The sequence below is a fragment of the Klebsiella sp. 141198 genome, assembly GCF_050600785.1.
Taxonomy (GTDB): Bacteria; Pseudomonadota; Gammaproteobacteria; order Enterobacterales; family Enterobacteriaceae; genus Klebsiella; species Klebsiella aerogenes.
Genome location: NZ_JAQIRM010000033.1, coordinates 1 through 209 on the forward strand (window position 1 = coordinate 1; position 209 = coordinate 209).

Below are 209 nucleotides of genomic sequence, written 5' to 3' on the forward strand. Positions count from 1 at the left end.
ATCGTATTCTGTTCCTCCAGGCGGCGAACCTGCTTTTCCAGCTCGCGGATACGTTGCTGGTCTGGAGTAAGGGGTGTGGCAGAGGGCGTAATCCCCTGGCGCTCTCGCCTGAGTTGGCGTACCCAGCTCTCAAGAGTGGTGGAACCGACATTCATCGCTTCACTGGCTTGTCGATATGAGTAGCCCTTATCAAGAATCAGCTGTGCACA

The 209-nt window shown here is 55.5% G+C and carries 1 protein-coding gene; it reads right to left on the minus strand.

Annotated elements, in window-relative coordinates:
* Positions 1 to 209 (minus strand): transposase (locus PGR10_RS25450; protein WP_430924287.1); only part of this gene is annotated, 209 nt, incomplete at both ends.